This window comes from Flavihumibacter profundi, assembly GCF_020076305.1.
GTDB lineage: Bacteria > Bacteroidota > Bacteroidia > Chitinophagales > Chitinophagaceae > Flavihumibacter > Flavihumibacter profundi.
In genome coordinates this window covers 327,872-354,508 of the sequence record NZ_JAIQXE010000001.1, presented here as the reverse complement: position 1 = coordinate 354,508, position 26,637 = coordinate 327,872, and the positions used below count along the sequence as shown (strand labels likewise).

The window sequence follows — 26,637 nt, the reverse complement described above, 5'->3', positions numbered from 1 at the left end:
TTTCATTTTATACCTCACCATAAATCTTTATTATATTCTTTTTGTGTTGATCAGATATACTATTATAAATATTCTTCAATAAATATTCAACCTGATGGTATTCAAAACTGCCTTCCACCCTTTTTCTTGCGAGTAACGCTAATCGGTCGCGCAACTCTTTATCCTGAAGCAGCGAGATAATTGCCGCAGCAAGTGAATTCACATCCTTTGCCGGAACTGTAAGCCCGGTCTTTGGTTGTCCCAACAGGTATTCATTCCCGCCAACTGAAGTGCAGATGACGGGCAAACCAGCCATCATACTCTCCAGGATTGAAATGGACTGACCTTCATTATAGGATGGAGAAACCATAATGGTCGCTTCCTGCAGCAACTTGTTTTTTTTGTCGCCACTTATCCATCCAAGGAATATAAAATTCATGTCCAAATCAAGCTTGCGAATCTCAGTTCTCATAAGTTCTTCCTGCCCGGTTCCAGCCACTAATACCTTCACACCCGGCACAACTTTTTTAACTTCAGAGATTGCCCTGATCAATTCCACTATTCCTTTATCAACGATAATTCTCCCTATAAAAAGGACGGTATCGGCTTCCCTTTCCTGGGTGGACATAGGTATCATTATGACAGGATTGGGAAATATCTCAGCCCTGTCTTCCAACTGGAAATGTGAAACCAATTCCATCATGGGCCTGGATAATACGAGTATTTTCCTGGCCTTTCCGAATACATAACGTATAAACCCCTTCGAAAATATACCTGATCCAAAATAAAAATCAGGAAATGAAGAACTGTGTAAATGAATGATTACCGGAATCCGAAACATACTGGCAACCAGTATATATATTGATTTTCTCCAGAAACTGGCATTTGAACTCATGTGTACATGCAGGAAGCGCCAGGATTTCAGGTTCAAAAGGAAAAATAAAAAGGAACTGAGGAACAGCTTTAATTTCAGCCAGCTGCTTCCATTTTCCATAGTTGCCAGAAAATAAACATTGCAACTTTCAAAAAATCCCATTTTGTGATAAGTTTCAATTACACTAGCCACACCTCCTTTACTATTCCAGGAAGGGCCGATCCACAAGCCGGTATCATCATTTATTTTTTTCATTTTATATTGTGTAATTCACCCCTCACGCCAATTTTTAGTTTACACATTCCGGGAAAATAAAATCTGCTATTTTCTTTCCGAGTACAACATTATCAAAGCTCTCCTTACCAGTAATGAATGCCTGTTTGCTAACTTCTTCAGTCAATTGCCTATTTTCAAATGCTTCACTCATTTTTGCCGCAAATGAAGGAACGTCGTATTCATTGGCGATGTAAGCGTTCTTTCCATCCTTGAAATATGCCTTTACTTCACCGAAATTTGTAGTTATGATAGCTCTTGAAGCCGCACAGTATTCACCAAGCTTATGAGGAAACCTTGCAACATCCTGTTGGGTATTCCGCAAGGGAATCAGCAAAGCGAAGCTATTCCGGTAAAGGTCCACCAGATCCTGATAAGGTAATGCCGAAAACAGTACGATATTGGCTGAACTCTTAGAATTGCGGATCAATTCCCTTAATTTATTCATCTGTGGTTCAGATCCGTTACATACCAGGAATAATTTTGCGCCAGCCACATTTGAAACTTCATAGGATTTGATCACGAATGCAATAATTTCCAGGTAGTTTGCACTGGCACAATAAAGGAAGTAAGGATCACTTCCCTTCAGGGGTCCGGTGAATTTAGTAAAATCAACAATTGCCGGAATTTTTAGCAGGGGTTTGTTTGGGTACCTACCCCGGACCATTTGAAGCAGGAAATCACTGATAACAATCACTCTGTCCGCCAGAAGGGGAGAATATTTATCATACAACCCCTCATCTATTTTTTTCACAATACCCTTCCTGATATCCATGGAAGAGTTAAACTCAACAGTATCAATAATAACCGGAAGGCGGGTTAAACCACCAATGATCCAGTACCAGATAACATCTGAAAATTTTAAGGTGGTTACCAATAGGGCATCAACCTGGCTGTTTCTTCTTTTTCCGATGATAAAACTGGCTTCCCTGATTAATCCAACCAGCTTCTCCCAATTTCTTTGAAAGAAGGAATTAGGCCTGTAAGAAGAACCGGAAGTATAGATATAAGGAATATTCTCAAATTCGCCTTTGGCAGCCAGTCCATTATCGGGAGTATGTATTCCCTTCCGGCAAATTACAGTTACCGGGCATCCGGCATGGATAAGTCCCCTGGCAATCTGCTTTTGCCTTTCGACCTGGGCCAGCCCTATCGGGAACCCGCTGTATCCTACATAAAATATGTTTTTCTTTTTCATTTAACCTAATGTTAATTTAGTTCAGGCAATGCCAACATCAGCCTGGATATCACTTAACGCTTCATCGTGATACTTGTATGCCTCCTGGAAAAAGAAAAAACAAGTAAAAAAAGCTAAATTAAAAAACAACTCACTAAATGACATTATTATAAGGCTTGCAAAAGCGACCCAGGACATAACCGGGCTAATGCTATAATACCTGGCCATCCTTCCAAATGATCTTTTAATGCCAAAAAAGAAAAAAATAAAACAGGGTATACCCCACCTGGACAACTGGTCGGTTATACCATTTATCCGGAACACAGTTTTGTCCCAGGTTTCTACTCGTGTTTGAGAATGTGCGCCTCTTCCAAAGAAGATGTAAAAAGGTTCAATGGGGAGTTCGGTAATATCCAAATAAGCGCTTGAAAGACGGGTATTTCCAGACAGGTAAATGGCATCAGATTGTATATTCTTTACTTCATTCTCAATTTTGTCACCAAGGAAATCAATTTGGGAATACCCGACCATAAATATCACCATAAATGTAATAAGAGAGATAAGCCGTAAAAGCGGATCCTTGTATAATATAATGTAAAAACAAAAAACAAACAGGGAAGTTGCCAGGTAAGTGGTCGTTGAAAATGTTGTAATAATAGTTGCAATATAAATTAAACCCCTTTTGGTAAATACAGACCCAGATTCAAAAGAACTATGAATTAATCCAAGTAGTAAAAATGCGCCATAAACAGTAGGTTCCCAGAAAGGTCCGCTATTGCGGCGCAATCCTTCAAAAGTTGAATTGAAGTTCATAACAACTATATTCTGAGCGACCTGGTCAAATTCATAAACCCTGTTGACCAGGGTGAATTTTACCGGAGAATAGCTCAGAATGATATCTAACATGGAAGGGTTGATTAAAATCGGGATAAATAACACAAGGCTAATAATAGCAATAACCTTTAAAACCATATGATACACATGAAAGAAACCGGTAGACATGATAGCTACTGCCATCATTGCCTGAAAAATATTGAGGAATACAAAAATTTGGGTACCGGCATAATACGACCCGAAATATAAATACTGAATTAAAAGTATAGCAGCGAATACAAGTAAAGATTTTGCGAAGTGAAAAAGATTTATTTTAACAAATGCAATTCCGAGTATGGCATAAATAGTTAGACCGATAACCAGCCCATAAGCATTAGCAATGAAAAGAGGAGAACCAGAAATCCCAATAAGCCAGATCATGAAAATAACCTGGTAGATCCTTTCTAAACGTGACATATCGCCAAATGATATGGAATCCTGATTAATCATTACTTGTTCCATATGCCAAGAGCATTTTTAGCAATGATTTTTTCCGTCTGAATGTAGAAAACAAAGCCCATTATAATATGAATAATAATACTGCTGACTACTACACCCTGGATACCCCAAACCCTTCCCAGCATTATAGAAAGCGGAATATTCACAAGAATGCAAAATATATACATCACCAACTGCAGCCTTATTTTACCAACACCATTCAGGAAATAGCAATGGGTAGCCACCCAGGCATTCCCAAGCACATTCAGGAATACTACAAATGAAAGTGAGAAAGTAATATGCACGCTATCACCTATCCATAATTTGTAAAATATGGGAGAGATAAATAAAAGGAATGTTGCCCCTATGGCCACGATCACCCAGAATAATCTTATTTTCTTCAGGATGTTCTGAATCCACTCAAAATCATTCTTTGCGTAAGCATCGGTAAATGCGCTCCAGAATGGTGTAATAGCAATAGTCAGTAGTATTGTTACAACTGAAAATAACTTGTAAGCAATATTAAACGTTGTAACCTCTTCAGGGCCCATTAATTGTGTGATAATAATATTACTGGTCTGATAAAGGACAATCACACCAAGCTGGATAACAAAAAAATAACCACCAAGTCCCAATAATTCCTTTGCATTGGAAAGGTCAAGGTCCTTAAATGAAGGCGCAATCAATTTTAACTTTCCCGAATAGAGGTAGATGCTTGCAATCATTTGAACAAGTGGAGGTAGCCCGGTAAGGACCAGCACAAGGTAAAAAAGTGAACCTACAGTAAATTTAGAAAGGAGGAAAATCCCAATTGCTGAAGCAAGTTGACCGATTAATAATATAACCGAAACATTCGCAGATTCCTGGTGTGCAGTAAGTACTACATTAATCAGTTGAAAAACAAACTGGAAGCAAAAAAGGAAAAACAACCATAACACGATGCGTCCCAGATCCAATCCGGGCTCATTTGCATTCAGTACATGGTTCCAGCTTATAAATGGGTTTACGAAGTAGAAAATCAGGGCTGCTAACAAAGCAATTGCACCAACAAGAATATAGGTTGTACTAACATAACGTTTAGCATTAGAGAGATCGTTAAGTGCAATAGCTGTAGCCAGTTTATTTCTAAGTCCGTTTCCCAGTCCGATATCAAAAAAGCTAAACCAGCCAATAATAGAACTCAGCGTAAGCCACATGCCATATTGGGTTTTATTAATATACCCGATGGTAACCGGAACAATTACAAACCCAACAACCACACTGATCCCTTTAATAAGAAATGAGATAATCACATTTCTTTTTACAACCAGGGATCTTTCGCTTCCTTTTAAAAAATAGTTCCGAAGAACACCGGTCAACTGTTTCATTTTGCTATAGTTTCAGTTAAAACTCAAACGGCTACGCCTCCCTCAGTCACAATTCAGGTACTAAGCACATATTTTAATGCAGCGATTATTAATTTCCATTCTATATAATCTGGGTTTCGGCTCCAGTTTTAATACTTAAGATCGTAGCCATATCCCAATCCGTCTCCATACCCTCTTCCTGCAAATCCCCTTGCCCTTATACCATTGAAAACTATTACCGGTGACGTTAAGCCACTATCAGACGGCCTTTTTGCAAAAGCAAGCAAGGCAGACTTCGGTGTAACATTGTGCCTTATTACCAGGATACTTTTATCACAATAATTTGCTACCCTTCTGGCATTGGCATTTTGCCCCAGAGGGCCTGCACAAAAAATTATACAATCGTAAGTATTTCTCAGGTACGTAAACAGGCTTTCAAGGTATTGCTCATCTGGCCATGCTTCAATATTACCAGTTGTGGTTCCTGCGGGCATAACATACAAATTTTCCTGTTCACTGGAATTATATATAGCATCAGCCGCCGGTTTTACCTTATTAATATAATCAGAAAAACCAGGTTTATCTTCCAATGAGAAATGCCGGGTAATATTCAATTGACTTGCATCCAGGTCAACCAGCAATGTCTTTTTTCCGGCGATAGCCATACTTGACGCAAGGTTCAAAGCAAGAAAAGCTTTCCCGTCTTTCTTAACAAATGAACTGATAAACAGAATTTTACTACGTTCTGATGTACCGGTGTAAAAAAGCTGGTTCCTTATGGATCGGATCTGTTCTGCAACTTTGCTTTTTGATTTACTATTAAATACGACCGGGGTAGCTTTGCGATCCTGGAATATTTCACCAATAATCTCCAAATCAATTGCATCCTCTATTTCCTTCCTGAATTTCACATGCTTACCCATGCCTTCCTTCACTTCCACAAACATCAATCCAAGTAATCCAGCAACCATAAGGCTGCCAATATAAATGAACAATTTTTTAGGAGTAACCGGCTTCACGGAAGCTTCTGCCAGGTCAATTACCCTGGAATCTGGCTTGGTTGCTGCTAATGATAAAGCTGCCTCCTCCCTTCTTTCCAGCAAGTAGGAATAAATCTGGTTTTTGATAGATTGCTGGCGGCCTATTTCAAGCAATTGCTTTTCCTTATGGGGAATTGTACTAAGCATAGAAGTATACCTGCTCCCTGTATTCTCCAGCCTTGCCTTACTAATTGACAAAGAGGTCCGCTGGTTATTGATCATTTCTGATATGGAAGGCTTTAAAGCAGCTATCTGTTCAGAAAGGGAGCTCAGTATTGGACTGTTTTCACCAGTGGTTTTTTTCAGTTTGGCATATTGGAACTGGGCTTCACTTAACTTTTCCAACAATTGACTGAGTCCCGGGTCATCTACTCCCATTACGGAAGGAATAACCCCGCTGGCAGCCTGCTTTGAATTGACAAATTTCTCCACCTCATCCAAAACAGCCAGTTTAATATTTACATCCTGGATCTGCCGATCGTATTGGCCTACATTTTCAAGGTAAAGTTTACCCTGTATGCTGATATCAGTTATGCCTTCAGAGGAACGGTATCTTTCGATGGCATTCTCAACAGAATCCAGTTGTCCCGAAACATATTGCAATCGGTTTTCAACTGATGCAACAACATTCCGTGCCAACACGTTCTTTTGTTCAACTTCTGCAAGTATATATAGCCTGATGAGTTCATTGACAATTTCCTTACCCCTGCCTGGATCACTATCATTAAGAGTAATATCAACTACTGAGGTAAGCCTGTTGACCGGACTAACCTTAAGGCTTTTTGATAATCCTTCCTCCACTTTACGGATATCAATTAATGAAAAAGAGTAAACATTACTACCCTTTCCCGCTTCAAAATCAGGATTGCTTAAAAAACTCATTTCACCCCATGGTGTTTTTACAACCTGGTTCAATGGATAATTCTTATTCTTTATGGTAACAGTTCTTGAATTATCCTCATATACAGCTGTTATATTCTGCGCTTCCTTAATATTTTCAGGTGTTGAAACCTGGATACGAAATGGAGCTGTCCTAAAGGCAGAAACCTTTCTCGAATTAATAGTCTGAAAAATGGGTGCATACAGGTATAGATTTTTTACAACCTTCCTGATTAGCGTCCTGGATTGCAATATTTCAATTTCATTTTCAACAATGGTCGACCCCTTGAAAACATCAAGCGATTCAAGCATTTTTGATTCATCAATCCCTTTTTGCTGATCGTTGATCAGGATACGGGCCTTAACTTCATAGCTTTTCTCAGCCCATTGAGCATAAACATAAGCCAGGGAAAGGCAAACAATACCCAACAATAGTAAAAGCGGCCAGTAAGGAAGATACTTCTGTATGAATGGTTTTATGAACTCATCATTTTTTCGATGAGGGGTATTTTTCTTTCGATCATTGATCATTTGAAAACATTTTGGGATTCGGAAAATTAATGCACAGTTCTATCTATCACTATGGTAAGGAAAGTCAGAGTGGCCATAATTACAGGAATTAGGATATCGCCTCTACTGGTGCTCTTTACCTTAGCCCTGTTTGATTCCACGTAAACGACATCGTTTGATTTAAGATAGTAATAAGGTGACCTGAATATCTCATCATTATTCAGGTTTATTCTCCTAATTACTTTCTTTCCCTCTTCTTCCCTGATCACCATGATGTTATCCCGTTTTGCGAATAGAGTAAGATCGCCTGCAAATCCAAATGCTTCGAGGATAGAAATCTTTTCGTTTGGAACACTTATTACACCCGGCTTAGCAACTTCTCCTAATACTGTAACCCTGTAATTCATGATACGGGCGATTACAATTGGATCTACAAGTAATTTTTTATTTAAGATCATCGACACAATTGAATCAGCCAATTGTTTTTTTGTTAATCCTGAAGCCTGTATTTCTCCCAATACCGGAAAGGTAATTTTGCCTTCCTGGTTTACAAGATAACCTGTAACCTGGTTAATTGTAGCTACTATATCTGTACTGGGTATACTGGTTATGGGGGAATTATAGATAGCACTTGCTTCGGGGTTAGCACTGCTTACAGCAATACTAAGAATGTCCCCTTTCCGGATAACCGGCTCATAATTCAATGCCAGGTTTCTGTATTCTGTAGGCGGAACGCCTTCAAAATATCGGGCCTTTTCCTGGCTTGCACAGGATACAAGCAATATACAGGCAAACAAACCGAATAAAAAACCAGTGATTTTTTTATTCATAAATAGTCGTTGTTGACGTGCAAGTGCCTGTTATCACCACATTAGATGTGCAAAAATAACATAATGAATGTTGGCTATATAGCCAAATTTTCATAAGCACCTGATTATCAATGTTTAATGGTTAAATTGGCAGACTAATAACAGCCCAGCCTATCCTAACAAATATAAATATCAAATTATAAAGTAGGAAATTCCCGGCTAATATAATCTTAGTAGAACTACCAAATTGATTAATTGAAATTTTACGATAATTAATCAGCAAGAGAACGAATGTCTAGCATAATTATTATGTAAAAACACTACATGTAACTAAATATGATTTTTTCATACCGATTAAAATTATTTATTCGTTCTTACTTCTATTGAACAACCTGTGAATTACTTTGAAACCTCGTTTTATGTTTTGGCATGGAACTTGATCATAAAAAAAACGAATTTAAATCCAATGTTGTATGAACAAACCTGTACCCTTCAAGGGAAAAGTTGCGCATAACCATGACCCTGCTACAGCAGTTAAGCTGGTTAGAATGCAAACAATCCCAACTCCACCAACACAAACCTGGATCAAACAAACAGTAGGAACCAGGCTCCTCACAAATGTCTTTTCTGCGACAACAGAGCCTTCTGGCAAGCCAGTTTTTGTTGTAAACAAACAGTTTGTTTCATACCGCCCCGGAAAAAAACATCCAGTCGTCACCTATTGCTGTAACGAAATATCTTATACAGCAAAAATTTCATAACCTGATAATATTCAATTAACTGCCAGGTAATTTATAACTGTCCGGCAAACAGTCAAGTAGTTTATTTTTTGACGTAAGGCGTTGAACATTTTAATCCAAGCACCATGAAAACATTTGTAGCTGCATTAATGCTATTAGCACCCTTTTTAGGTAGCGCTCAATCCTGGAAAGTATTTTCGATGAATGATGCAAATCCAAAAGGCAGTTCATTCCAGGGTGAAGCATCCTGTTGTTCTTATTCAATGACCAATAACTCCTCAATCAAACGGTTCGGGAATCAGTCCTTAAGGGTTGAACTTAATAAATCTGACGGCGTACCAACAGACGGCAGCGGTTCACATCGCAGCGAAAAATATTATAATTATAGTGGTACCAAGTCAGGGCAAAACGGTGATATAAAGTGGTATGCTTTTTCCATGTACTCCCCTGCGTCTTCGAACTCAAATGATCCTGCAGAAGAAATAAGATTTCAATTACATTCTAACATCGGATCCCCGCCCCTCTCCTTACAGGTTGTAAACGGCAACTGGCGTGTATCACAAAGAAACTCATCCAATGGTGGGAATCCAACATTTACGACTGTCGGTCCGGTAATGTATGATCAGTGGGAAGACTGGATTATTTACTTTGATGATAAACAAGATGCAAGCGGATCAATAAAAGTTTGGCGCAATGACGTATTGGTTTATTCTTATACTGGTGTTACCAATTACGTAAATTCAACCGCTATTTATGCCTATCCAAAGATTGGGGTTTATAAATACCCATGGTCACAAGGCTGGAATCCGGCATCTACTTCAACTACCCGTGTTTTTTATATAGATTCTGTTTTTTACGGTAATTCTTCGGCCACATATGCAAACATGGATGTAACCCCATCAGGTTCAACGCCCCCAACTGCAAACCAGGCCCCTGTTGCAAATGCAGGTGCTGATCAGTTTATTACCCTCCCTACAAATTCAGTTACATTAAACGGGGGAAATTCCTCTGATGCCGATGGTTCAATAACATCATATAAATGGTCTCAGGTATCCGGACCGGGTACTGCAGTTTTTGCCAATGCAAATGCAGCAAGCACAGCTGCTTCCAGCCTGGTACAAGGCACTTATGTTTTTCGATTAACCGTAACAGATAACCAGGGGGCAACAGGTATTAATGATATAACTGTATCTGTCGGTAGCAGTACTGCCATAGCGAATGTTGCGCCGGTTGCCAATGCGGGAACAGCGAAAACCATAACATTACCTACAAACTCAACTAGTCTGAGTGGTTCCGGAACAGACGCTGACGGAACGATCAGCGCCTATAAATGGACTCAGGTTTCAGGGCCAGGTACTGCAACATTTTCCAGTACCACAACGGCTGCAATTACAGTCTCTGCATTGGTAGCAGGAACCTACAATTTTAAATTGACTGTCACGGATAATAAAGGCGCTACTGCTTCTGCAAATGTTTCAGTAACAGTAAATACGGCAACAACCGCCAACATAGCGCCGGTAGCGAACGCGGGCGCAAACAAATCAATTACCTTACCTACTAATTCTACAGGCCTGAGCGGAACGGGAACCGACGCAGATGGTACTATCAGCGCCTATAAATGGTCTCAGGTATCAGGTCCTAATACGGCAACTTTTTCCAGTACGGTAGCTGCTGCAATTACTGTTTCCAACCTTGTTGCAGGAACCTATTCCTTTAAATTGACTGTAACTGATAATAAAGGTGCAACCGGATCTGCTACAGTATCTGTAACAGTGGGCAATGCAACTGTTGCCAACAAAGCACCTGTTGTAAATGCAGGAACCAACCAGACAATAACATTACCTACCAATTCCGTGAACCTGAATGGTTCTGCTACTGATGCCGATGGTACGATCAGTGCCTATAAATGGACTTTATCAGCAGGACCAAGTGTACCAACTTTATCAAGCACGATCACACCAGCTATCACCATTACCAAACTCGTTGCCGGTACTTATACTTTCCGTTTAACGGCAACAGATGATAAAGGTGCTACTGCTTCAGCAACAGTTACAGTTACAGTTAATGCTGCTACTGCTGTTTCAACGAAAAAAGCACCTGTCGCAAAAACCAATGGTAAGCAAACTCTTGTGGGAACCAGTATCAGCCTTAGTGGTGACGCTTCCACTGATCCTGATGGCACAATTACAGCTTACAACTGGACGCAAGTCAGTGGCCCGACCCAAGCTTCAATTACTAATGGTAACAAGGCAACAGCTCAGGCTTCTAAACTGGCACCAGGCACCTATGTTTTCCAATTGGAAGTAACTGATAACGACGGACTAAAAGGTACTGCTGACTTAACGCTGGAAGTGAGTGCCGCATTAGGGACAACTACACCGGTTGCCCGTGCTGGAGGAGATCAGTCTATTGTACTACCAGTAAATTCAGTAAACCTCGATGGTAGCACTTCTTCTGACCCGAACGGAATCATCAGTGCTTTCCAGTGGACAAAAATTGCTGGTCCGGGAACTCCCGCCATTGCAACTGCATCACAGGCAAAAACCGCTGTTAGCGGATTGGTTGAGGGTGTTTATTCATTCAGACTGGAGGTAACCGATAACGATGGCTTGAAAGATGCTGATACCATACAGGTAACAGTGAAAGCAGCAGCAGCCAACCAGGCCCCCGTTGCAGTTACCAATAATGACCTGGATATTACGCAACCAGTAGATTCAGTATCACTTGATGGTTCAGGTTCTTATGATAACGATGGAACGATTACCCTTTACCAGTGGAAAATGATCAATGGATCTACACAACCATTAATCAAAACGCCAAACAGTGCGAAAACAACAGTATCCAACCTGAAGCAGGGTATCTATGTATTCCAACTGACCATTAAGGATGATAAAGGCGCCTTAGCTACTAAGGAAGTAAAAGTCACCGTAAGGAATGTAAATGGAATTGTCGATGCATCAGCCATGAAAATATATCCCAATCCGGTGCAATCGGATATGACCATTCGCATAGATAATGCAACACAAGGGAAAGCGGTGGTTAGGATTTATTCAATGACAGGTGTAGCTGTATTTACTGACCAGGTCCAAAATAGCAGCGCTACTTTAATAAAGACCTATAACCTGGGTAACTTAACTGCCGGCTCTTATGTATTAAGCGTACAATTCGAGAACCAACCAGCAATGATCAGGAAGTTCCAGAAATTATAACCCTTGAAGACGACAAAAAGAAAAATGGCCCGCTGTAATAGCGGGCCATTTGCATTTATGGTTCATCATTATTTTACACGTATTACCCGGGCATTAAATACTTCATTATCTGTTACGACCCGGATGGTATAAATACCAGCACTATGGTCAAGGATTTCGCCGGCTGAAAACATATTATTGCCCTTTAGCAGGCTGATTTTACGGGTTGAAATCATTTTACCGGCCCCATCAAAAATCTGGATAGTTGCCATACCAGGATTTTTTACGGTAAGGCTCACATTGGCCCTGTCAGTAACCGGGTTTGGATAGACGCTGATTCCATCAACGGTTGATGTGCGGTTATTCACTGCAACAACCTGGCTGTAAACTGATTTCCCATCGCGCTGAACCGCTTTGATTCGATAATAATTTCTGCTTGTATTGGGCTTACTGTCGATATACTGGTAATTACCGGTACCAGCATTACGATTGTCCTGAACCTGAGAAATCGGGGAAAATTCGTTAGCGGATTCGCCGCGCTCAACTATAAACCGCTCAAACTTCGGATTGTCGTCAACTTCCCAGCGTAAGGTATTGGCGCCCTGGTTGGCTGATATGCGCAGGTTTAATGGATCTGCAGGCAGTATGCCGATGGCTATTGGTAAATTGTTGAAATTGATAAGACCGATACCATTGCCGGGATTACTTACATTATTATTTACAATAGCGGGTAGATTAGCCACTGAACCATCTTCCGGGCTAACAAACCCAAGCCCTGTTGGATTAGGTTGTGAGCCATCCTGAGAAAAATTAATTCGCAGAGCATAGTTTTTTGCAGGTGGAATAGCCAGGTTTACGATTTTTGCTGAATTAATGGTGTATGTTCCACCTTTAAGCCTGATTAAACTCTTGATATCCCCCCCCGTAGTATTAATAACAGCAAGGTCATCATCCGGCCGCTTAAAATACATCGTTATTTCAGTAGCTATTGTTGAAGGCCAACCCAAAGTTTTGGTGAACTCTGCACTTAAGGGGGCAGGGGATAAAGAATTTGGGCCAGGAATTGCATTTGTCGGGTTGTAAAAATCCCGGTAAATTAAAGTAATTACCCTGTTTCCGATTTCCCGATAGCCCCCTATACCTGTAGTACCAGTTCCTGTATTATACCTATAATGACATTTGTCATACTGTTGGATATTACCGGTGGAAATAATATCCATGCGGGGATTTGCATCATCCAACAGCCGTTCGGCTTCCTGGATATCTGAGGCAGAATCAGCAATCCCGTCACAGCCGGGTTTTATCTGAATCATATAAAAACGATCCGCCAGGCCAAGGTCGGCATCCCATGAATTATATAACTTATTAAATTCAGTGATATACTCTGCGGTACTTAACTTTTTGTTTTCGGTACCATAAGTGAAAGTATTGGATTCACCCTGGAACCATATTACCGCCCTGATGGCATTTTGCAATCCTGCATTGGTTAACCTGGTTAATTCCCGGCCATAGTTATTCGTTAGATAATTGGGATTGGGAACGGTCAAGCCAGTATTTGGATCCACCACCGTTGGGTTTGGATCGACAGGATAATCTTTTTGAAAATAAGCGATCTGGTGCCCGAGTTCTGCCCCGTTCATAATACAAACCGGGATACCTTGCTCAGCCACAATCCTGGAACCGATCCTCATCCCAAATTGTCCGGTAGCCCAATCTGCGTTATATGCTTTATTTCCATCCCCTAGCCCCCAGACAGGTGTTCCTATGCCTCCACCATATACCCTAACAAAATTTATAGCTGACCCAGCATCAAAATTGGCCAGGTTTTGATCAGCTGCTATTACTGGCTTAGCCTCTGCATTTGATTGGCCAGTGATAAAGTACGCATCACCGGCAACGACATTATCTGCACCAGCAAGGTTTCCGAAATTATCATTTAAAAAATTATAGCCATCCCGCAGAATAAATAAATAATCAAAAAGCCCCGCCTTAATCGAATAGGTATAATCAAATGTAGGGCCCGATAATGGTATAGTAGTATTTTCCCCAGAATCGAGGTAATCGCCATCATTATTAAAGTCTACCTGAACCCACAAATTGGGGCTTGTTACTCCGGTAAATGTACCTTTAAACCTTACCGAACCCTGGTTGGTAGCCAAGTCACGGGGATATAGCTGATTTTGTTTAGGAAAATATGTCAGGGTAACATATTGCGCATTTCCAATAGTTTGAAATAAGGAAAAACCAATTGTTAGACAGCAGGTAATAATACAGAAATTAAATCTCCGGTACGTAGAGTGTGCATTCATCGATCCCATTCTTTTGTGGTTCAAAAAAAATAAGCTGCGGAAATTCTAAATGGGATAATGGAAAGGTAAGCTGGGGATACAACCCCTAAGAGGTATAACAAAAGTATATAAATTCCTGAGAAAGCAAAACCCCTATTGAAATCTTTCGACGTTGGGTCAATTTTACGGCTGAATACGAAGTTTACACATTGAAAAAAGCCCAAAAATCCCCAAAAACAGGGATATAGTTTTTTATTTAAACCCTGTTTTGTTTCACTGTTTTTTTGCTTTTAAACCAAATTTCAGGTGGCAGCAATAACAAAAAAACCCTGCTGCAAATGCAACAGGGTTCCTGTATTAAGTTGACTGGAATATTAATAACCCATGTCACCCATTCCGCCACCATGAGGCATGGCAGGAGCAGCTTCTTTAGCTGGTTTGTCGGCAACCACACATTCTGTGGTCAGCAACATTCCTGCAATAGAGGCAGCATGTTCAAGTGCAACACGGCCAACCTTAGTTGGATCAATAACACCAGTTTTGAACAGGTTTTCGTAAGTCTCAGTGCGGGCATTGAAACCGAAATCGCCTTTTCCTTCACGGATTTTATTGATAATTACGCTTCCTTCCAGACCAGCGTTTTCAACGATGATACGGAGTGGTGCTTCCAGTGCACGACGCACGATTTGCGCACCCAGTTTCTCATCTTCATTGCTGCTGCGGAAACCATCAAGGGCAGAAATAGCGCGGATGAACGCAGTACCACCACCAGGAACGATACCTTCTTCAACAGCTGCACGTGTAGCATGTAAAGCATCATCAACACGGTCTTTCTTCTCTTTCATTTCTACTTCTGTAGCTGCACCGATATTCAGTACGGCAACACCACCACTCAGTTTAGCCAGGCGCTCCTGCAACTTCTCACGATCGTAATCGGAGGTTGTGGACTCGATCTGTGCTTTGATCTGGTTGATGCGTGCAGTGATATCTGCTTTTGCACCTTTTCCACCAACTACAACAGTATTGTCTTTATCGATGGTAATAGAAGTTGCTTGTCCGAGGTAGGTCAGGTCAGCATTTTCCAGTTTGAAGCCCTGCTCTTCGCTGATCACAACACCTTTTGTGAGGATGGCGATATCCTGCAGCATTTCCTTACGACGGTCGCCGAAGCCAGGAGCTTTAACAGCAGCCACTTTCAGCGTTCCGCGGAGTTTGTTTACTACCAGTGTAGCCAGTGCTTCACCTTCGAGGTCTTCACTGATGATCACTAATGGACGACCACCTTGTGCAACTTTCTCCAGGATATGGAGGATATCTTTCATAGCACTGATCTTCTTATCGTAGATCAGGATATACGGGTTCTGCAATTCTGCTTCCATTTTTTCGCTGTTGGTAACGAAATATGGAGAGATATAACCACGGTCAAACTGCATACCTTCTACCACTTCAACAGTAGTATCAGTACCTTTTGCTTCTTCTACAGTGATCACACCATCTTTACCAACTTTTGCCATCGCTTCAGCAATCAGTTTTCCGATTGCAGCATCGTTATTGGCAGAAATGGTAGCAACTGCTTCAATTTTTTTGGTATCGTTTCCGACAGTCTGGCTTTGCGCCCTCAGTGCTTCGATAACTTTTTCAACAGCCTTGTCAATACCGCGTTTCAGGTCCATCGGATTAGCACCTGCAGCCACGTTTTTCAGGCCTTCAGTAATGATAGCCTGGGCAAGGACAGTTGCAGTAGTAGTACCGTCACCGGCTACATCAGCAGTTTTGCTGGCAACTTCTTTAACCATCTGGGCACCCATATTTTCAATAGGGTCTTCCAATTCAATTTCTTTCGCAACTGTAACACCATCTTTTGTAACCTGTGGTGCACCGAATTTCTTTTCGATAACCACGTTACGGCCTTTTGGTCCAAGGGTTACTTTCACGGCATTGGCCAGTGTGTCAACACCCTTCTTCATCCTGTTTCTTGCTTCGATGTCGAAGAAAATCTGTTTTGCCATATAAAATACTTTTAAAGAATAACTAATTAGACAAGTGAGGAAATAATTTAAACAATCGCAAGGATATCACTTTCCCGCATGATCAGGTAATCAGCACCTTCCAACTGGAGTTCAGTACCGGCATATTTACCGTACAAAACTGTGTCGCCTACTTTTACAACAAGCGGTTCGTCTTTTTTACCGTGTCCGGCAGCAACTACTGTTCCGCGCTGGGGCTTTTCTTTAGCAGTATCGGGGATAATGATCCCGCCTGCAGTCTTCTCTTCAGCAGGGGCTGGTTTTACAACCACCCTGTCGTGCAAAGGAGTAATGTTTAACTTCTTAGCCATATTAATTGGTTTTTAATTAAGTGAGTAAAATTTAGAGCTGTTGGCTCCAAAGGCGAGCAAAGCTAAACGAATAACATGCCAATTCAATCAAACTGTCATATTAAAGCCATTTTTGCAGTTTGCAGCCTGTTAATACAGGTTCCAGGTAATATTACTACCACCTTGCGTAAGGCTTGTGCCAATTTTACAGCAACCCAAAGACAACTTACCGTCATTTTGTACGTTCACCCGCCGGGTATTACCCGGCGGGTGAACTTTTTGGAGCCTCTACCTTTTGGTCACTGCAGGGAAAACCTTTAGCTTTGCCGGCTCAACAAAGTTCTTGCAGGTATGATCAGTAGAAGAAATATCCGGGTTAAAGTGATGCAGACCCTGTATGCGCTGGACGCTATGGACCAGGCTACAAAACCCGGAGAACCAGTGAAACTTCTCCAGAAACAATTTGACCTTACCAGACAACTTTTAGTATATGTGATCCATTTCCTTACAGAAGTAGCCCGTTTTGCTGAAACGGACTCCCGCAACCGTGCCTCTAAACACCTTCCCAGTGCCCAGGACCTTGACGTGAATACTAAAATCGCAGGAAATAACCTGTTGTGGAAAATCCTGGAAGATGCCTCCTTTAAAAAAGCTGTTGATGAAGACAAGGTTGACCGGTTTACTGACAAGGAGCTGGTGCGCAAAATTTACCAGGAACTTACTGAATCAGAAGAATATATTAATTATATCTCACTGCAAAGCCGCGAACCAAAATCAGAAAAAGGAATCATAGATTATATATATAGTAACCTGTTAATTACCAACGAAGCATTTACCAGCCATGTTGAAGAACATTTCAATAACTGGGATGATGATTGCGATATGATCAACCTGCTGGTGCAGAATTACCTGAATAAGCCCGGCAGTTATAATTTTCAGCAAATTCTCAGTACAGAGAAATGGGAGTTCGCCAAGGAACTTCTGCAAACTGTTCTTGATAAGAAAACCATTACGATGGACATGATCAAACCCAAGCTGAAAAACTGGGACCCGGACCGGATTGCCACCCTGGACATGATCCTGATGGAAATGGGTGTTTGCGAATTTCTGTATTTTGAAACTATCCCGCCGAAGGTTACCATAAATGAATATATTGACCTCGCCAAAGAATACAGTACCAGCCAAAGCGGACAATTTGTAAATGGTATCCTTGACAATATCCATAAAGATTTACTTAAAGAAGATAAATTGCACAAAGTGAGTTTTAAAAAATAAATCCATGAGAACAAGCTTAATCATTGGATTCCTGGCGCTGTCTTTTGCAGCCTGCCAGAATGCCGATAAATCAAAAGGTGCCCAGGCATTTACGCCACAGCAAAACCCTTATGCAGAAAAAGTTGATAGTGCTAATTTCACAGCTATTTCCTGGCTGGATGGAGATAAGGACCTGGGTACTGTAACTGAAGGTCAGCAAGTGGAAGTAATATTCCATTTTAAGAATTCAGGCGACAAACCCCTTATTATTTATTCCGTTCAACCTGCCTGTGGCTGCACGGTAGCTGAGTCGCCCAAGGAGCCAATCCTTCCTGGTAAAGAAGGTCTGATCAAAGGATCATTCAACAGCAATGGCCGGGTTGGTACCAATAATAAATCCATTTATGTAAAAGCCAATACTACAGGCGGAATGGACCATACCTTGAAATTCAAGGTAGAAGTACTCAAGAAATAATTCATCTCAATTTTTCAAATAACAAACAATGCACAATCTATTTTTCTTACAGGCAGCAGGCGGGTCAGCCGCAACATTTCAATTGGTTTTACTTGGTGGAATGATCCTCGTTTTCTGGTTGTTCATGATCCGCCCGCAAGCTAAAAAAGCAAAGGCTGCTAAACAATTCCAGGAGAACATGCAGAAAGGTGATAAAATTGTTACTATCGCCGGTATCCATGGTGTAGTTAACAAAGTAAATGAAGATGGTACCATTATGCTGGAAACCAGTCCCGGCTCTTACATTAAAATTGAACGGTCTGCTATTTCCCTCGAGTGGACACAGAATATCAATAAAGCAGCTGGTGCTGTTTCAGACAAAAAATAAATGCTACGTGTAGGCATTACCGGTGGAATCGGTAGCGGGAAATCAATTGTTGCCAGGGTTTTTAACAGCCTTGGCATTCCTGTTTATAATGCTGATACTGCAGCAAAAAGGCTGATGGAAAATGACCCCGAACTGGTTGAGGCCATTAAAGCACAATTCGGTGATGGCGCCTACCTTGATGGAAAACTTAACCGCGCATACCTGGCCCAGGTTGTTTTCAAAGACAAGCAACAACTTGATATACTGAACCAGCTGGTTCACCCGGTAACCATAAGGGATGCGGAGCAATGGATGCAGCATCAAAGCAGTCCATATGCCCTTAAGGAAGCAGCATTGATTTTCGAATCAGGATCACAGGCACAGCTCGACCTGGTTATTGGGGTTTCAGCGCCACAGCATATCCGCATCCACAGGGTTATGCAACGCGATGGCGTTAGTCGCGAAGAAGTTATCAAACGCATAGATAACCAGCTCAGCGAAACCATTAAAATGCGATTGTGTGACTATATTATAATGAATGACGATCAGCGGCTGGTGGTGCCACAGGTACTGAAGGTACATGAAGAGTTGTTGCAAAGGGCGGGTATGAAATAAGCAATCAGATTCTATTAAGCGGTCTTTGTGGCAGAGCCAATACAGACTTTTTGAGCCCATTATTGAAAGTATGAGTCCATTATTTAGCAAAGTGAGCCCATTATTCGGTAAATATGAGCCCATTATTAATTGCCTCAAGATTCAGGAAAAGGTTGTGTATTATTACCCCGGCGCCCCTCTGGCCGTATATGCAATTGCTTTTTCGCTAGCACAAGGAAAATCCTCCTGCTTTACGGAGAGGTATTTAATAAGGAGGTCCCTCCAAATTATTTGCCGTTTATTTGCCGTTTACTTGCCGTTTATTTGCCGTTCTTCTCAGCATTATCTCCATACCATCTCATAGTCATCTAAGTGCTTTGACCGCATAACCAGTAATTGTTTCCTGGAAACAAACAGCGGCAATCAGCCTTTGGAAATATCATCACTTGCTCAAACAATGAAAATGCGGGTTTAATAACATCGAACTATTCCAGGAGATGAAGTTGTTTGGGGGGTATAGCCATGTATTGAAATTGAATACATTAAAAAAAGCTACCGGGTTTTCCGGTAGCTTTTAATCTATTCACCAAAAATCACTTCAGTTTCGCCAACGCATTCTTGATCCTTTCCATGCCTTCCTTAATTTTAGGCAGGCTATTGGTATAGGCAATACGAATACATTTATCTTCCCCGAAAGCCTTACCGGTAACAGTAGTTACGTGGGCTTTCTCGAGGATGTAGAAACAAAGTTCATCCGAATTATTAACCGTAGTTGTACCATCAGATTTTCCAAAATAAGAAGAAACATCAGGAAAAACATAAAAGGCGCCATCAGGCTCATTACAGCTAACCCCGGGTATTTCAGACAGCAATTGCATGATCACTTTCTTGCGCTGCTCAAACTCCTTAACCATTGCATGACTTGGAGCCAGGTCGGTGGTTAATGCTACGATTGCAGCACGCTGGGTAACAGCATTTGCGCCGCTCGTAATCTGGCCCTGGATCTTCTCGCAGGCTTTCACAATTTCAGGTGCACCGGCAATATAGCCAAGGCGATATCCAGTCATTGCGAAACCCTTACTTAATCCATTGATAATAATTACCCTGTCTTTGATATCGTCAAACTGGGCAATACTTTCATGCTTGCCAACATAGTTAATGTATTCATAGATTTCATCACTCATGATATACACATGCGGGTGTTTACGGAAAACACCAGCCAGGCTTTCCAGTTCGGCCTTAGAATATACTGCACCGGTAGGGTTACACGGCGATGAAAACATCAAGAGCTTGGTTTTCGGTGTAATGGCTGCTTCCACTTCAGCTGCTGTTACTTTGTAACCGGAAGCTGCTGTTGTGCGGATCATTACAGGAACCCCTTCAGACATTTTTACTATCTCTGAATATGAAACCCAGTAAGGTGTCGGGATCACCACTTCATCACCAGTGTCAACAAGGGCCATTATAAGATTGGCGATGCTTTGCTTGGCACCGGTTGATACCAAAATATTTTCCGGTTTATAATCGAGATTATTATCCCTTTTCAATTTGGTGCATACTGCTTCACGCAGTTCGGGATATCCTGCTACCGGCGGGTAATGGCTCCAGTTTTCATCTACTGCTTTTTTTGCAGCTTCTTTAATATGCTGGGGCGTATCAAAATCGGGCTCACCCAAACTCAGGTCGATGACATCATTTCCTTTTGCACGCAGTTCACGGCCCATTTTGGCCATCCGGAGCGTTTCCGGTTCGCTGAAACGTTGAAGTCGCGATGATAAAGACATTTCGTTTAATAAATTGTAGGTTCAAAAATCGGTTGCTAGACTATCGGTAAAATTAACGAAATGCACTTTGCGAACCGTCCCAAATTTCACAACTATTTCAAATTTACCAGCTTCCTGGCCACCGGGGCCTTAGATCCTGTGCCGGAAATTTCCCCAAAACTTACAAAAGAGTAAAAACTACTACCGGCAAGAGTAATGTCTTCATGATACAGTACATTTCCGGATGTATCAATCAGTTCCATCCGCCAGTCCCCCGGCCTAACCCTGGCATCGAAACCAGCCGGGGCAAACCCGCCATTGCCCAGTGCTTTTGTTTTTGTGGCAACTTTAGCAGTATCCTTTATGCCAATCAGCCAAAGGCTTAGCGGTTCATTACCCGCAACACAATTGATGAACCTCGTCCTGGCCACTGTGTCAGTTACAGCAAGATTATCGGTTAACAACATAACCGGTGCCACATTATTTACTGCAGTATCATACTGGATCATGGTATAATAAGTACCAGGCGCCCATTGCAGGAACTTTTCATTATTCGGAGGCGTTTCCCCAACCTGCCAGAAAGTATTCAGGATACCTGGTTTTGTGGCAAGGTAGGCATCATCCGCATTTCCACTGGCTTCCCCAAAAGGAACAGGAGTCTCATTCACCTTTGTTCCATCCAGCAAAAGTGTAACCGGATCACTATCCAATGCTGCATTAATGATGGAAATATGCGCTTTCGGCCCGTTACCGGTTTCATCCTTTTGCTTGAGGCAGGAGAACTGGGTCAGGCATAAAATTGCCAGAACTAAATTTCTTTTCATGTACACTTATCTTTTATCATAATCCATCCGAAACTCCGATAAATCCGGCTTAAACTTTCTTTTTCGGTTTTTCTCATAAGAATAAACCAGCTGCCCTAATTGTTTCATAAAAGGGTAACCTACAGTATCATAATCATATTTATCATCGTTTAAAACACCGTCACTATTGCAATAAATCGTAGCACTCAGCATAAATTCTATACCATTATCAAAATCAGCAAAATAGGCTACATCTGTAAGGAAACCATAGGCATCCCCTACTTTATTAAAAACCCTGAGACCTGCCGGATTCATTTCTGCCTTTGGGTCGCTGCCATAGTACAGGAACTTACAATAAGTATCCCAATATTCAGGCCGGGAATATTCCGGTGAAATGCTTTCACCAGGGAATTCCGACATGTATTTCCTTACAAAGCGGTAGTCTTCATCGCTGATGTTAAACCTTTCCGATGCCTGCAATGATTGCGGAAAAAGGATTGCCCTGAGTGCTTTAGTCATGTCTTCCAGGCTAAAACGGTTTTTATTTGAAAAATCCAGGGGGCGGTTTACCAGCCTACCGTCCTGTAAATAGGCCTTCCCCACAGAATCTGCCCGTTTTACAAAATGCTGTTTACTGACCACCTCTGGCTGCTCGTACATTGTTTTTGCCGTACTGTCTGTTAACCGGACCGGATTAGTATGCCTGTTTTCTTCCATTGTCAGTGGCAGGGAAAGCCGGTGATATATATTGGTACCCAAATAGCCTTTCTCGGCCAATTTTTTATTGATCTCTTCCTGCCCCAGGAATTCATACAGGCGGTTATAAGCATCGTTATCGCTGACGAGGAAAATCTTTTTAATATACTGTGCCACTGAAGGAACACCATCAACAGCTGTAGGGTCATTAAGCACCATGGTTTGTCCGCTGAATGCAGCACCGGTAATCATTGGGCTGTTTTTATCCACCCCGGCCAGGTTTAGCGCATGCAATTTTTCCAGGCTTAGTAAAGCTATGGGCATCTTTACCATAGAAGCGGGATAGAAATAACGCCGGGCGTCAACATTGAAATAATGGGGCGTAAAAACAGGCTTATTATGGGCTTTCCTGTCAATCTGGGTATAAATAACCTGGATGTTCAACTCCTGCCTGTGAGCTAAAATTTCCCTGAAAAAATCAGGCTGGCCTGCCAGCAGGTCTTCCATAAATAGGTCAGTCCGGGCACCTGGTGTGGCACCCATTTGCCGACCAGGCCGGCAGCAAAAAAATAAGGCAACCAGGCAACAAGCGGCGGCAATTTTCAACATACTTGCTTTTTTTCAGCTCCCAATGTTAGTAATTTTTTGGCCAGTGCGGCGGAGAAGCCAACCTGGCAGGCGGAAACACATATTTATTTATCGTATACCAACACATAAAACACGCATCCTGCCAATATTTCAACCGAAATCCTATATTTGCCACTCTTTAAAAAATAACAAAAAACGAAACTAGTATTGCGATGAGAAGTCTGGTAAGCATTTTTGCTGCTATCCTAATTATGATTTCCTTGTACCAGCTTTCCTTCACATGGTTCGTGAACAAACACGAAAAAGCCATTGAAGAAAAGGCAATGCGGTATGTGAAGACCTTCCCTACCCCTGAACAAAAGTACGCCGGTAACAAAGATTTACAGATATCCTACCAGGATACCTTAAACGAAATCAAGAAGAGTCGTATAAGGAGATTGCAGGATAGCACCCGCGATGAAAAGATTACCTGGTGGGGGCAATCCTACCAGAAAGCTAAAGAACGTGAGTTGTTGTTGGGACTCGACCTGCAGGGCGGTATCAACGTAACCATGGATGTTGCGCTGGATGGCCTGATCAAGGGATTAAGTAATAATCCGAATGACCCGGCCATTAAGAAAGCAATTGAGGAAGCAACCAAAAGGAAAGTGAATTCTGACGCTGATTTTATTACTTTATTTGCACAGTCATTTAAAGATGTCAATGCAGGCACTAAGATGGCGCCTTTGTTTGCCAACAGCACAAGGAATAAACTGAAGATTGATGCAAGTGACGAAGCTGTAGTCAGCTATATCCACGAACAGGCCAATGCTGCAATGAAACAGACTTACAATGTGCTCACAAAGCGTATTGATAAATTTGGTGTGTCACAGCCCAATATAAGCCTCGATGAAAACAAAGGTATCATAACTGTTGAACTGGCTGGTGCCAGCGAACCTGAAAGGGTGCGCAAATACCTTCAGTCTACTGCCAACCTGCAGTTTTTTGAAGTGTATAATGTAGGTGAGCTCGATAAGAGCCTGGAAGCTGCTGATAAAGCCCTTGCTGTTGTACTTAAAGCTGAATCCGGTATTACAACCGATACCAGTGCCAAAAAAGCTGCAACAGGCAAAGACACTACCAATAAGTCATTGGCTGATGTTTTAAAAGGCGATACCAGCAAATCGGTTGCCCAAACCGCTGCAACTGCTAAAACCGATCATCCCCTATTAAGTGTTATACAATTTATTCCGCCACAGGACGCCAATAAAGATGGCCGTCCGGAATATGCGCCAAACCTGGGTTATGTTGCTACCAAAGACACATCCCTGGTTTCCAGCTACCTGAATAACCCGGCAGTTGCCGGAAATATGCCCGGTGACGTAAAATTCCTGTATGGTATGCCTGAAAAAGACAAGGAAGGAAAAATCCTTGACTTCGTGCCCATTTATGGAATAAAAACAGTTCCCGGTTCTGACAAAGCCAAACTGGAAGGTGAAAGCATCACAGATGCATACCAGGATTTCAATGCCGTGACCAACCAGGTTACAGTAAATATGACCATGAACAAACAGGGTGAAAAAATCTGGGCAAAAATGACGGGAGATAACGTAGGCCGCGCCATTGCCATCGTCCTGGATGATATTGTTTACTCTGCGCCGAATGTGAATGAAGCCATTACTGGTGGTAACTCACAGATTGCCGGTTCATTCTCTGTACAGGAAGGACAGGATTTGTCGAATATCCTTAAAAGCGGAAAACTCGATGCACCTGCCAAAATTGTACAGGAACAAATAGTTGGACCTACCTTGGGACAGGCCGCAGTTAATGGTGGTATGCTTGCTTTTGGCATTGCCTTCGTGGTAATTTTTACGCTGATGCTGGTGTATTTCAACACGGCAGGATGGGTGGCCAATATTGCACTGATCTTAAACCTGTTGTTTACAATTGGGGTATTAAGTGCATTGAATGCTACTTTAACTGCACCAGGTATTGCGGGTTTGGTATTGACCATTGGTATGGCTGTGGATACCAACGTAATTATTTTCGAAAGGATAAAGGATGAATTGAGCCGAGGTAAAACCTATCATCAATCCATCCATGACGGATACCGGAAATCACTTGCACCGGTTCTGGATGGCCACATCACTACCTTACTGACTGCAATTATTTTGTTTTACTTCGGATTAGGACCTGTACTTGGATTTGCCACTACACAAATCCTCGGTATTTTACTGAGCTTGTTCTGTGGTATCCTGGTAAGCAGGTTGATCACCGATTTCTGGACCAACAAAAACCGTCACTTCAATTATTTCACACCTATCAGCCGCAGGGTATTCAAACATGCTGCTTACAATTTCATTGGCTACAGGAAGTATGCTTATGGCATTTCTGTTGTAGTGGCGATTTTAGGTATCGCTGCCTTGTTTAATGGTTTTAACAGGGGTGTCGAATTTAAAGGTGGACGTAGTTACATAGTAAAATTCGAACATTCGGTTAAAACCGAGGAGATTGCGGATGCCTTAAATAAGTCCTTTGGTAAATTGCCGATCGTAAAAACATATGGTGGAAATAACCAGGTAGATATTACTACAGATTACCTGATTGAAAAACCAGGACAGGAAGTGGATGCATTGGTAAAGACTAAACTTATCGAAGGTTTACAGCCATTCCTGCCTGCAGGAACAACGGTCCAGGAATTTGATAAAAAATTCTTTGGGGGCAGTAAAAAAGTTGACCCGACGATTTCTGATGACCTTAGGAACGGTGCCAAATGGGCAACATTCTGGTCGCTCCTGGCAATTGCTACGTATATCTTTATCCGGTTCCGTGACTGGCGGTATTCGGTAGGTACCATTGTTTCCCTTTTGCATGATGTACTCGTTACTTTGATTGTATTCTCCTTCTTTAAGAATATCGTTCCATTCCCATTGGAAATTGACCAGCACTTTATTGCGGCCATCCTGACGGTAATCGGTTTCTCGATGAATGATACTGTGATCGTATTTGACCGTGTTCGCGAAAACAGCCATTCGATGAAAAACGCCAGCAAATCCGCGATTATCAATAAATCAATCAACGATACCCTGAGTCGTACCATCATGACTTCGCTAACTGTATTCCTGACCCTGCTTATCCTCTTCCTTGTGGGTGGTGAAGTAACCAAGGGATTTGCGTTTGCGATGTTGATTGGTGTTGTTACCGGAACCTATTCTTCCATTTTTGTTGCGGCACCAATCCTGGTGGATTTTGCCAAGGACAAACCTTTGGGAGATTCGAACGTTGCTATTGATATTGAAGATAAAGCAACAGCCAAGCCGGCAATTGCGAAAGGATAATGCTCACACAAAGACCTAATAAGTTAAAAGCCGCAATGGAAATTCCATTGCGGCTTTTAACTTATTGCGC

19 protein-coding genes are annotated in these 26,637 nt (G+C 41.8%); 7 read left to right on the top strand and 12 right to left on the bottom strand.

The annotated features are described in order from the left end of the window. Positions 1-7: 7 nt before the first annotated feature. The 6 genes from LAQ65_RS01490 to LAQ65_RS01465 form a co-directional block, all read right to left on the bottom strand. Positions 8-1,108: a glycosyltransferase family 4 protein gene (locus LAQ65_RS01490; protein WP_224115158.1), complete on the bottom strand. Its 1,101-nt coding sequence runs from the start codon at positions 1,106-1,108 to the stop codon at positions 8-10. 34 nt (positions 1,109-1,142) lie between these two features. After that, positions 1,143-2,324, bottom strand: a complete 1,182-nt coding sequence (locus LAQ65_RS01485) for a glycosyltransferase (RefSeq protein ID WP_224115157.1) — start codon at positions 2,322-2,324, stop codon at positions 1,143-1,145. A gap of 21 nt (positions 2,325-2,345) precedes the next feature. Further along, positions 2,346-3,638 carry a hypothetical protein gene (locus LAQ65_RS01480; protein WP_224115156.1) on the bottom strand — a complete coding sequence of 431 codons (1,293 nt, stop codon included), beginning with the start codon at positions 3,636-3,638 and terminating at the stop codon, positions 2,346-2,348. Next, entirely contained in the window at positions 3,626-4,981 is a 1,356-nt protein-coding gene (locus LAQ65_RS01475) for an oligosaccharide flippase family protein (RefSeq protein WP_224115155.1), read from the bottom strand. The genes LAQ65_RS01480 and LAQ65_RS01475 overlap by 13 nt, the downstream gene beginning before the upstream one ends. Before the next feature lie 128 nt (positions 4,982-5,109). Beyond that, positions 5,110-7,410 (bottom strand): polysaccharide biosynthesis tyrosine autokinase, encoded by a 2,301-nt coding sequence (locus LAQ65_RS01470; protein ID WP_224115154.1) that lies wholly within the window; start codon positions 7,408-7,410, stop codon positions 5,110-5,112. 26 nt (positions 7,411-7,436) lie between these two features. After that, entirely contained in the window at positions 7,437-8,219 is a 783-nt protein-coding gene (locus LAQ65_RS01465; RefSeq protein WP_224115153.1) for a polysaccharide biosynthesis/export family protein, read from the bottom strand. Between the two features lie 452 nt (positions 8,220-8,671). On the opposite strand from LAQ65_RS01465, the gene LAQ65_RS01460 reads away from it, so the two are divergent. Further along, on the top strand, positions 8,672-8,959 hold the full coding sequence (locus LAQ65_RS01460) for a hypothetical protein (RefSeq protein ID WP_224115152.1): 288 nt from the start codon (positions 8,672-8,674) through the stop codon (positions 8,957-8,959). Positions 8,960-9,063: 104 nt separating this feature from the next. Further along, entirely contained in the window at positions 9,064-12,147 is a 3,084-nt protein-coding gene (locus LAQ65_RS01455) for a PKD domain-containing protein (RefSeq protein ID WP_224115151.1), read from the top strand. Positions 12,148-12,215: 68 nt separating this feature from the next. Here LAQ65_RS01455 and LAQ65_RS01450 read toward each other — a convergent pair whose 3' ends face one another. The 3 genes from LAQ65_RS01450 to LAQ65_RS01440 form a co-directional block, all read right to left on the bottom strand. Next, positions 12,216-14,285 (bottom strand): T9SS type A sorting domain-containing protein, encoded by a 2,070-nt coding sequence (locus LAQ65_RS01450; RefSeq protein ID WP_224115150.1) that lies wholly within the window; start codon positions 14,283-14,285, stop codon positions 12,216-12,218. Positions 14,286-14,788: 503 nt separating this feature from the next. Continuing rightward, a complete protein-coding gene (gene groL, locus LAQ65_RS01445; protein WP_224115149.1) occupies positions 14,789-16,423 on the bottom strand; it encodes a chaperonin GroEL in 1,635 nt (544 codons plus the stop codon). A 47-nt stretch (positions 16,424-16,470) separates the two neighbouring features. Beyond that, positions 16,471-16,752, bottom strand: a complete 282-nt coding sequence (locus LAQ65_RS01440; protein WP_224115148.1) for a co-chaperone GroES — start codon at positions 16,750-16,752, stop codon at positions 16,471-16,473. A 330-nt stretch (positions 16,753-17,082) separates the two neighbouring features. Between LAQ65_RS01440 and nusB the strand changes: the two genes are divergently transcribed. The 4 genes from nusB to coaE are packed head-to-tail and all read left to right on the top strand — an operon-like array spanning position 17,083 to position 19,421. Further along, complete coding sequence (nusB, locus tag LAQ65_RS01435) at positions 17,083-18,006, top strand: transcription antitermination factor NusB (RefSeq protein WP_224115147.1); 924 nt, start codon at positions 17,083-17,085, stop codon at positions 18,004-18,006. A gap of 4 nt (positions 18,007-18,010) precedes the next feature. Continuing rightward, positions 18,011-18,460, top strand: a complete 450-nt coding sequence (locus LAQ65_RS01430) for a DUF1573 domain-containing protein (RefSeq protein WP_224115146.1) — start codon at positions 18,011-18,013, stop codon at positions 18,458-18,460. Positions 18,461-18,488: 28 nt separating this feature from the next. Beyond that, a complete protein-coding gene (gene yajC / locus LAQ65_RS01425; protein ID WP_224115145.1) occupies positions 18,489-18,827 on the top strand; it encodes a preprotein translocase subunit YajC in 339 nt (112 codons plus the stop codon). Then, positions 18,828-19,421, top strand: coding sequence for a dephospho-CoA kinase (coaE, locus tag LAQ65_RS01420; RefSeq protein WP_224115144.1), 594 nt, complete (start codon positions 18,828-18,830; stop codon positions 19,419-19,421). It begins immediately after the preceding gene. A 572-nt stretch (positions 19,422-19,993) separates the two neighbouring features. On the opposite strand, the gene LAQ65_RS01415 is transcribed toward coaE, so the two are convergent. From LAQ65_RS01415 to LAQ65_RS01405, 3 genes are all read right to left on the bottom strand, one after another. Continuing rightward, the gene (locus LAQ65_RS01415) at positions 19,994-21,184 is read right to left on the bottom strand and encodes a pyridoxal phosphate-dependent aminotransferase (protein WP_224115143.1); all 1,191 of its coding nucleotides are present in this window, start codon (positions 21,182-21,184) and stop codon (positions 19,994-19,996) included. A 92-nt stretch (positions 21,185-21,276) separates the two neighbouring features. Beyond that, complete coding sequence (locus LAQ65_RS01410; RefSeq protein WP_224115142.1) at positions 21,277-21,987, bottom strand: DUF4397 domain-containing protein; 711 nt, start codon at positions 21,985-21,987, stop codon at positions 21,277-21,279. 6 nt (positions 21,988-21,993) lie between these two features. Further along, entirely contained in the window at positions 21,994-23,271 is a 1,278-nt protein-coding gene (locus LAQ65_RS01405; protein ID WP_224115141.1) for a serine hydrolase, read from the bottom strand. A gap of 191 nt (positions 23,272-23,462) precedes the next feature. Between LAQ65_RS01405 and secDF the strand changes: the two genes are divergently transcribed. After that, a complete protein-coding gene (gene secDF, locus LAQ65_RS01400) occupies positions 23,463-26,567 on the top strand; it encodes a protein translocase subunit SecDF (protein WP_224115140.1) in 3,105 nt (1,034 codons plus the stop codon). The last annotated feature ends 70 nt before the right edge of the window (positions 26,568-26,637 follow it).

Coding starts and splice junctions, on each gene's coding strand:
- LAQ65_RS01490 (WP_224115158.1), bottom strand. CDS start 1,108: ATGAAAAAAATAAATGATGATACCGGCTTGTGGATCGGCCCTTCCTGG.
- LAQ65_RS01485 (WP_224115157.1), bottom strand. CDS start 2,324: ATGAAAAAGAAAAACATATTTTATGTAGGATACAGCGGGTTCCCGATA.
- LAQ65_RS01480 (WP_224115156.1), bottom strand. CDS start 3,638: ATGGAACAAGTAATGATTAATCAGGATTCCATATCATTTGGCGATATG.
- LAQ65_RS01475 (WP_224115155.1), bottom strand. CDS start 4,981: ATGAAACAGTTGACCGGTGTTCTTCGGAACTATTTTTTAAAAGGAAGC.
- LAQ65_RS01470 (WP_224115154.1), bottom strand. CDS start 7,410: ATGATCAATGATCGAAAGAAAAATACCCCTCATCGAAAAAATGATGAG.
- LAQ65_RS01465 (WP_224115153.1), bottom strand. CDS start 8,219: ATGAATAAAAAAATCACTGGTTTTTTATTCGGTTTGTTTGCCTGTATA.
- LAQ65_RS01460 (WP_224115152.1), top strand. CDS start 8,672: ATGAACAAACCTGTACCCTTCAAGGGAAAAGTTGCGCATAACCATGAC.
- LAQ65_RS01455 (WP_224115151.1), top strand. CDS start 9,064: ATGAAAACATTTGTAGCTGCATTAATGCTATTAGCACCCTTTTTAGGT.
- groL (WP_224115149.1), bottom strand. CDS start 16,423: ATGGCAAAACAGATTTTCTTCGACATCGAAGCAAGAAACAGGATGAAG.
- LAQ65_RS01440 (WP_224115148.1), bottom strand. CDS start 16,752: ATGGCTAAGAAGTTAAACATTACTCCTTTGCACGACAGGGTGGTTGTA.
- nusB (WP_224115147.1), top strand. CDS start 17,083: ATGATCAGTAGAAGAAATATCCGGGTTAAAGTGATGCAGACCCTGTAT.
- LAQ65_RS01430 (WP_224115146.1), top strand. CDS start 18,011: ATGAGAACAAGCTTAATCATTGGATTCCTGGCGCTGTCTTTTGCAGCC.
- yajC (WP_224115145.1), top strand. CDS start 18,489: ATGCACAATCTATTTTTCTTACAGGCAGCAGGCGGGTCAGCCGCAACA.
- coaE (WP_224115144.1), top strand. CDS start 18,828: ATGCTACGTGTAGGCATTACCGGTGGAATCGGTAGCGGGAAATCAATT.
- LAQ65_RS01415 (WP_224115143.1), bottom strand. CDS start 21,184: ATGTCTTTATCATCGCGACTTCAACGTTTCAGCGAACCGGAAACGCTC.
- LAQ65_RS01410 (WP_224115142.1), bottom strand. CDS start 21,987: ATGAAAAGAAATTTAGTTCTGGCAATTTTATGCCTGACCCAGTTCTCC.
- LAQ65_RS01405 (WP_224115141.1), bottom strand. CDS start 23,271: ATGTTGAAAATTGCCGCCGCTTGTTGCCTGGTTGCCTTATTTTTTTGC.
- secDF (WP_224115140.1), top strand. CDS start 23,463: ATGAGAAGTCTGGTAAGCATTTTTGCTGCTATCCTAATTATGATTTCC.